The sequence below is a fragment of the Pedococcus aerophilus genome (assembly GCF_039532215.1).
GTDB classification, from domain to species: Bacteria; Actinomycetota; Actinomycetes; order Actinomycetales; family Dermatophilaceae; genus Pedococcus; species Pedococcus aerophilus.
This window is the reverse complement of sequence record NZ_BAAARN010000004.1, coordinates 449,775-456,105: the sequence shown is the minus strand read 5'-3', so window position 1 is coordinate 456,105 and position 6,331 is coordinate 449,775. Positions and strand designations below refer to the sequence as shown.

Here is a 6,331-nt window from a genome sequence, read left to right as displayed (position 1 = left end):
TGAAAGCCGCGCCACCCCAGAGACGAGGTAATTGGCATCGATTTTTGACACGCTGTTGAGTTCTCAAGGATCGGACGCACACCTTTGACTCGCTTTTCGGGCGAAGCCTCCGGGGCAACCTCTCGATCGTATGCTTTCCTGCGTCGTTTTCCCAAATCCGCTTCGCGGCGAGAAAACCGTGGTGGAAAGCCCCCACGTTGTTGCTGTTCTGGCGCACCGAAGTGCGCCGGAGAAGAACTGTACTGCATGTGGGGTTCAGCCCCGGGACCGGCCTTCTTCGCGGTGGTGACCGCGGTGGTGTCCGTTCCTCCCTGTCGGGCTGACGTCGTAAACATTAGAGGGATCCCGCCGCAGAAGACAAATCCGCAGGTCAGCGACCTGCGCGCCCTCCGCGGCGGGATCCCTCGTGCTCAGGGTGCCCGGCCCGGATGCCTCAGGGCCGGGTGAGGCGCCCCGCAGCCAGGGACTTGCGCCCTCGCCGCAGGAGCGCCACCTGCCCGTGCAGGAAGTCGTCCTCACCGAGCAGCTGCTCGGCATCGGTGAGCTTGACGTTGTTGAGCGAGGCACCGCCGTCACCGATGGCTCGTCGTGCGGCGTTGCGGGAGTCGACGAGGCCGACGGCAACCAGGGCATCGGTCACCGACATCCCCACGGAGACCTCTCCCCCGGGCAGCTCGCCCGTGGCATCGCCCAAGGTGCGCTCGTCCATCGCGGTCACGTCCCCCTTGCCGAACAACGCCTCCGACGCCGCCTGGACCGCCGCCGTCGCCGCGGCTCCGTGCACGAGGGTGGTGACGTCAGCGGCCAGGGCCTTCTGCGACTCACGCAGGAAGGGCCTGTCCGCCAGGGACTGCTCCAGCCGGGCGATCTCGTCCGCGTCACGGTCGGTGAAGACCTTGAGCAGCTTGATCACCGAGGCGTCCTCGACGTTGATCCAGTACTGGTAGAAGGCGTAGGGACTGGTCATGTCCCCGTTGAGCCAGATGGCGTTGCCCTCGCTCTTGCCGAACTTCGTCCCCGACGAGTCGGTGATCAGCGGCGTCGTGAGCAGGTGGACCGACTTCCCCTCCACCCGGTGGATCAGGTCCGATCCGGCGGTGAGGTTGCCCCACTGGTCCTGCCCACCGGTCTGCAGCGTGCAGCCGAAGTCGCGGTAGAGCTGGAGGTAGTCCAGGCCCTGGAGGATCTGGTAGCTGAACTCGGTGTACGAGATCCCCTCGTCGCTGTTCAACCGCGCCGCCACTGCGTCCTTCTTGACCATCTGGTTGACCCGGAAGTGCTTGCCGATGTCGCGCAGGAAGTCCAGCGCGGACAGGGGTGCGGTCCAGTCGAGGTTGTTCACCATGATCGCGGCGTTGTCCCCCTCGAAGTCGAGGAACGGCCGGACCTGCTCCTGGATGCCGGCGACCCACTCGGCCGTCTGCTCCTTGGTCTTGAGGATGCGTTCGGAGGAGGGCCGAGGATCACCGATCAGGCCGGTGGACCCACCCACGAGGCAGATGATCCGGTGGCCCGCGCGTTGCAGGTGCCGCATGACGATCAGCTGAACGAGGTTGCCGAAGTGCAGCGAGGGAGCTGTCGGGTCGAACCCGCAATACGCCGTGATCGGCCCGTCGGCGAGTGCTCGGCGCAGCGCGGACTCGTCGGTGGTCTGCGCCACCAGTCCTCGCCACTGCAGATCGTCGAAGATGTCGCTCACGGTGTCGGTGCTCCTTGTCCGGTCGGTCGTGCTGCGGGACCGCAGGCACGAGCACAGCCTGCCCTATGACCGGGTATGGCGGGTACGGGACGTGGTTGGTCGATTCGGTGCGGGCCGGTACACCGAGACGCTCGGTTCGTCCGCGAGCCAGAACCTCCACGGGTGCGCGTCACCGTCACCCCCTGCACCGGACACCCCCACCCGCGGACCTGTGCGCACGGAGGACAGGTCGACGCAGACCGAGGGAGCACGCAGCACCACGTCCGAGTCGTCCGCGCAGGCGTCCAGTCCGGTGTGCGCACCCGCGAGCGCCAACGTGGTCGCCAAGCGGGCAGGTCCCCGTGCCCAGTCCCGGCGCCGGATCCCCTCCCTGCGTCCCGCTGCCACGTCCTCGCCGTCGACCACCTCGCCGGCCCGCAGCAGGACCGCACTGGCCGCCCCCTCGTCACCGCAGACGATGTTGGCGCACCAGTGCATCCCGTAGGTGAAGTAGACGTAGAGGTGACCCGCCCGACCGAACATCACCGCGGTCCGTGGGGTGGGGCCGCGGAAGGCGTGCGACCCGGGGTCGGACTCCCCCGCATACGCCTCCACTTCGGTGAGGCGGACCGTCACCCCGGCGTGGCTGACGGTCGCACCGAGCAGCGCCGGGGCGACCGTCAGGACGTCGCGGGCGAAGAAGGACCGCGGCAACCGAGCACCGGGCAGGACGTGGCTCAGTCCTTGCGCCGACGGATCTTGTTGCCCAGCCACACCACGGGATCGTAGTGACGGTCGACGACACGTTCCTTGAGCGGGATGAGGGCGTTGTCGGTGATCTTGATGTGCTCGGGGCAGACCTCGGTGCAGCACTTGGTGATGTTGCAGTAGCCGAGGCCGTGCTGCTCCCGTGCGGCCGGTCGCCGGTCGGCGCTGTCGAGCGGGTGCATGTCGAGCTCGGCCACCCGCATGAGGAACCGCGGACCTGCGAAGGCGCGCTTGTTGTCCTCGTGGTCGCGCACGACGTGGCACACGTCCTGGCAGAGGAAGCACTCGATGCACTTGCGGAACTCCTGGCTGCGCTCCACGTCTACCTGCTGCATGCGGTACTCGCCCGGCTGCAGGCCCTCCGGCGGTGAGAACGCCTGGACCTCACGGGCCTTCTGGTAGTTGAACGAGACGTCGGTGACGAGGTCGCGCGTGACGGGGAACGCGCGCAGCGGCGTGACGGTGATGGTCTGGTCCTCGTCGAAGGTGCTCATCCGCGTCATGCACAGCAGGCGCGGGCGCCCGTTGATCTCCGCGCTGCACGACCCGCACTTGCCGGCCTTGCAGTTCCAGCGGACGGCGAGATCGGGCGCCTGCGTCGCCTGCAGACGGTGGATGATGTCGAGGACGACCTCCCCCTCGTTGACCTCGACGGTGTAGTCCTGCAGGTCGCCGCCCTCGTCGTCACCCCGCCACACCTTGAAATTGGCGTCGTAGCTCATGCCCCGCTCCTGTCCTCGGTCCCCTGCGCTGCTCCCGGTGGCGTCACGGCCGGCTCGTCGCGGCGTGCCAGCTCCTCGCCGGTGAGGTACTTGGCGAGCTCACTGCGCTCGAAGAGCTCGAGGAGGTCCTGGCGGATCTCGGGCACCGGCTGGCGCCGGAGGGCGACTCCCCCGACCTCGTCGATCGTGCAGACGAGGTTCACCCCGCGCCACTGCGGGTCCATGGTCGGGAAGTCCTCGCGGGTGTGGCCTCCGCGCGACTCGTTGCGCTCGAGCGCGGCCAGGGCGACGCAGCGACAGACCGCCAGCATGTTGCGCAGGTCGAGGGCCAGGTGCCATCCGGGGTTGAACGGCCGTTTCCCCTGCACACCAACGCGCTTCACCCGCTCGTCCATCTCGTCGAGCATCTCCAGCGCCTCGCGGACCTCACCCTCTCGCCGGATGATCCCGACGAGGTCGTTCATCTTCTGCTGCATCTCGCTGTGCACGGTGTAGGGGTTCTCCGACGCCGCACGGAAGGGCGCCAGGGCGACCTCGGTGGCGGTCGCGACATCTTCTTCACGAACGGCGGGACGTGAGTCGCCAAGCGCCGCAACGTATGCAGCGGCGCCGGCTCCCGCGCGACGGCCGAACACGAGCAGGTCGGACAGGCTGTTCCCACCCAGGCGGTTGGACCCGTGCATGCCCCCTGCCACCTCGCCCGCGGCGTACAGGCCGGGCACCGCCGTCGCGGCCGTGTCGGCGTCGACCTCGACCCCACCCATCACGTAGTGGCAGGTCGGCCCCACCTCCATGGGCTCGGCCGTGATGTCGACGTCGGCGAGCTCCTTGAACTGGTGGTGCATCGACGGCAGCCGGCGCGTGATCTCCTCCGCGGGCAGGCGCGTCGAGACGTCGAGGAAGACACCGCCGTGGGGTGAGCCGCGTCCCTCCTTGACCTCGCTGTTGATCGCACGGGCCACCTCGTCGCGCGGCAGCAGCTCGGGTGGGCGCTTGTTGTTCTCCGGGTCCTTGTACCAGCGGTCGGCCTCCTCCTCGGAGTCGGCGTACTGGCCCCGGAACACGTCGGGGACGTAGTCGAACATGAAGCGGTTGCCGTCGGAGTTGCGCAGCACCCCGCCGTCGCCTCGCACCGACTCGGTGACGAGGATGCCCTTCACCGACGGCGGCCACACCATGCCGGTCGGGTGGAACTGGATGAACTCCATGTTGATGAGCGCCGCACCGGCCCGCAGGGCCAGGGCGTGCCCGTCACCGGTGTACTCCCACGAGTTGCTCGTGACCTTGAACGACTTCCCGATGCCACCGGTGGCCAGGATGATCGCCGGGGCCGAGAACACGACGAACTTCCCCGACTCGCGCCAGTAGCCGAACGCTCCCGACACCACGCCGCCCTCGTCCTTGAGGATGTCGGTGATCGTCAGCTCGGCGAAGACGCGCAACCTGGACTCGTGGTCACCCGTCTCGCGGTGGTCGTCCTGCTGGAGGCTGACGATCTTCTGCTGGAGCGTGCGGATCAGCTCGAGCCCGGTGCGGTCACCGACGTGCGCGAGCCGCGGGTACTCGTGGCCACCGAAGTTGCGCTGGCTGATGCGCCCGTCCGGCGTGCGGTCGAACAACGCGCCATACGTCTCCAGCTCCCAGACGCGCTGGGGAGCCTCCTTGGCGTGCAGCTCGGCCATCCGCGGGTTGTTGAGGAACTTGCCGCCGCGCATGGTGTCGCGGAAGTGGACCTGCCAGCTGTCCTTCTCGTTGGCGTTCCCCATCGACGCGGCGATGCCCCCCTCGGCCATCACCGTGTGCGCCTTGCCGAACAGGCTCTTGCAGATGACCGCGGTCCGCAGTCCCTGCTCGCGCGCCTCGATGGCCGCGCGCAGGCCGGCACCACCGGCACCGATGACGATGACGTCGTACTCGTGCCGTTCGGGGCGTTCGAGGTCGGTCACGCAGGCTCCTAGTTGATGAGGCGCAGGTCTGAGAGGGTCCCCGAGGAGACCAGGGCGATGTAGGCGTCGGTGACGACGAGGCTGCCCAGGGTGACCCACGCGAAGAGCATGTGGCGGGCGTTGAGCTTGCCGACGAGCCCCCAGGCCTTGTAGCGCAACGGGTGCTTGCTGAAGTGGTTGAGGCGACCGCCGACGATGTTGCGACACGAGTGGCAGCCCAGCGTGTAGCACCACAGCAGGACGACGTTGGCCAGCAGGATGAGTGTCCCGAGACCCAGCCCGAAGCCACCGTCCTTGCCCCGGAACGCGTGCAGGACGTCGTAGGTGTTGATGAGGGAGATGAGGACCGCGGCGTAGAAGAAGTAGCGGTGCAGGTTCTGCATGACCAACGGGAAGCGCGTCTCGCCGGAGTAGCTCTGGTGCGCCTCGGGGACCGCACAGGCCGGCGGGCTCATCCAGAACGAGCGGTAGTAGGCCTTGCGGTAGTAGTAGCAGGTCAGCCGGAACAGCAGCAGGAACGGCAGGGTCAGCGCGGCGAACGGGATGAGGGCCGGCCACTCGCCGAACGGTGTGCCGAAGTGGGTCGAGCCGGGCTCGCACGACGTCGACAGGCACGGCGAGTAGAACGGCGTGAGGTAGCCGTAGTCGGCCACGAAGTAGTCCTTCTGGAGGCTGGCCCGGACCAGGCCGTAGAGCAGCCACGCGGTGAAGCACACGAACGTGACGAACGGCTGGAGCCACCACCGGTCCTCGCGCAGCGTCCGCGCGGGCACCCTGGCGCGGCCGGGGGCGTGGACTCCTCCACTGAAGGGGGCCGGCGCCACGTCAGTGACCCCGGGACGGACCGACGCCCTCGTCCTCGGCGTCCGACCACAGCGCCGGGTCGTACTCCTCGTCGGTGATGAAGACGATCTCGCCCGGTCCGCCGGCGCGGTCCTGCGAGCCGACACCGGCTCCCCGGGCGAGCAGGTCGACGTCGTCGGCGAGCCGCACGACGTCGTCGCGCAGGCGTTGCACGTCGATGGTGTTGCCGAGCTCCTTGGAGAGCGCGGTCACCGCCCGTCGCAGTCCGGCCACGTGACCCGCAGCCGCAGTGAGGTCGTCGCTGACACCCATGGCACCGTCCTTGTCGCGAAGGTCGAGATGGGTCGACTGTGACCCACGTCACCGAACCTAGCGCGAAGGTGCCCCGAAGTCGTGGGTCTGCGCCGAAAGTG

The 6,331-nt window shown here is 68.2% G+C and carries 6 protein-coding genes; all 6 read right to left on the bottom strand.

Annotated elements, in window-relative coordinates; all coding sequences use genetic code 11:
* Positions 1 to 433 precede the first annotated feature (433 nt).
* On the bottom strand, positions 434 to 1,699 hold the full coding sequence (gene tyrS, locus ABD286_RS16675; protein ID WP_344195494.1) for a tyrosine--tRNA ligase: 1,266 nt from the start codon (positions 1,697 to 1,699) through the stop codon (positions 434 to 436).
* Positions 1,700 to 1,762: 63 nt separating this feature from the next.
* Positions 1,763 to 2,452 (bottom strand): DNA-3-methyladenine glycosylase, encoded by a 690-nt coding sequence (locus ABD286_RS16670; protein WP_344195492.1) that lies wholly within the window; start codon positions 2,450 to 2,452, stop codon positions 1,763 to 1,765.
* Positions 2,416 to 3,168, bottom strand: coding sequence for a succinate dehydrogenase/fumarate reductase iron-sulfur subunit (locus tag ABD286_RS16665; RefSeq protein ID WP_344195490.1), 753 nt, complete (start codon positions 3,166 to 3,168; stop codon positions 2,416 to 2,418). Before ABD286_RS16665 ends, ABD286_RS16670 begins: the two co-directional genes overlap by 37 nt.
* On the bottom strand, positions 3,165 to 5,114 hold the full coding sequence (locus tag ABD286_RS16660) for a fumarate reductase/succinate dehydrogenase flavoprotein subunit (RefSeq protein WP_344195488.1): 1,950 nt from the start codon (positions 5,112 to 5,114) through the stop codon (positions 3,165 to 3,167). Before ABD286_RS16660 ends, ABD286_RS16665 begins: the two co-directional genes overlap by 4 nt.
* Positions 5,115 to 5,122: 8 nt before the next feature.
* A complete protein-coding gene (locus ABD286_RS16655) occupies positions 5,123 to 5,938 on the bottom strand; it encodes a hypothetical protein (protein WP_344195486.1) in 816 nt (271 codons plus the stop codon).
* A 1-nt stretch (position 5,939) separates the two neighbouring features.
* The gene (locus ABD286_RS16650; protein ID WP_344195484.1) at positions 5,940 to 6,230 is read right to left on the bottom strand and encodes a hypothetical protein; all 291 of its coding nucleotides are present in this window, start codon (positions 6,228 to 6,230) and stop codon (positions 5,940 to 5,942) included.
* Between the last annotated feature and the right edge of the window lie 101 nt (positions 6,231 to 6,331).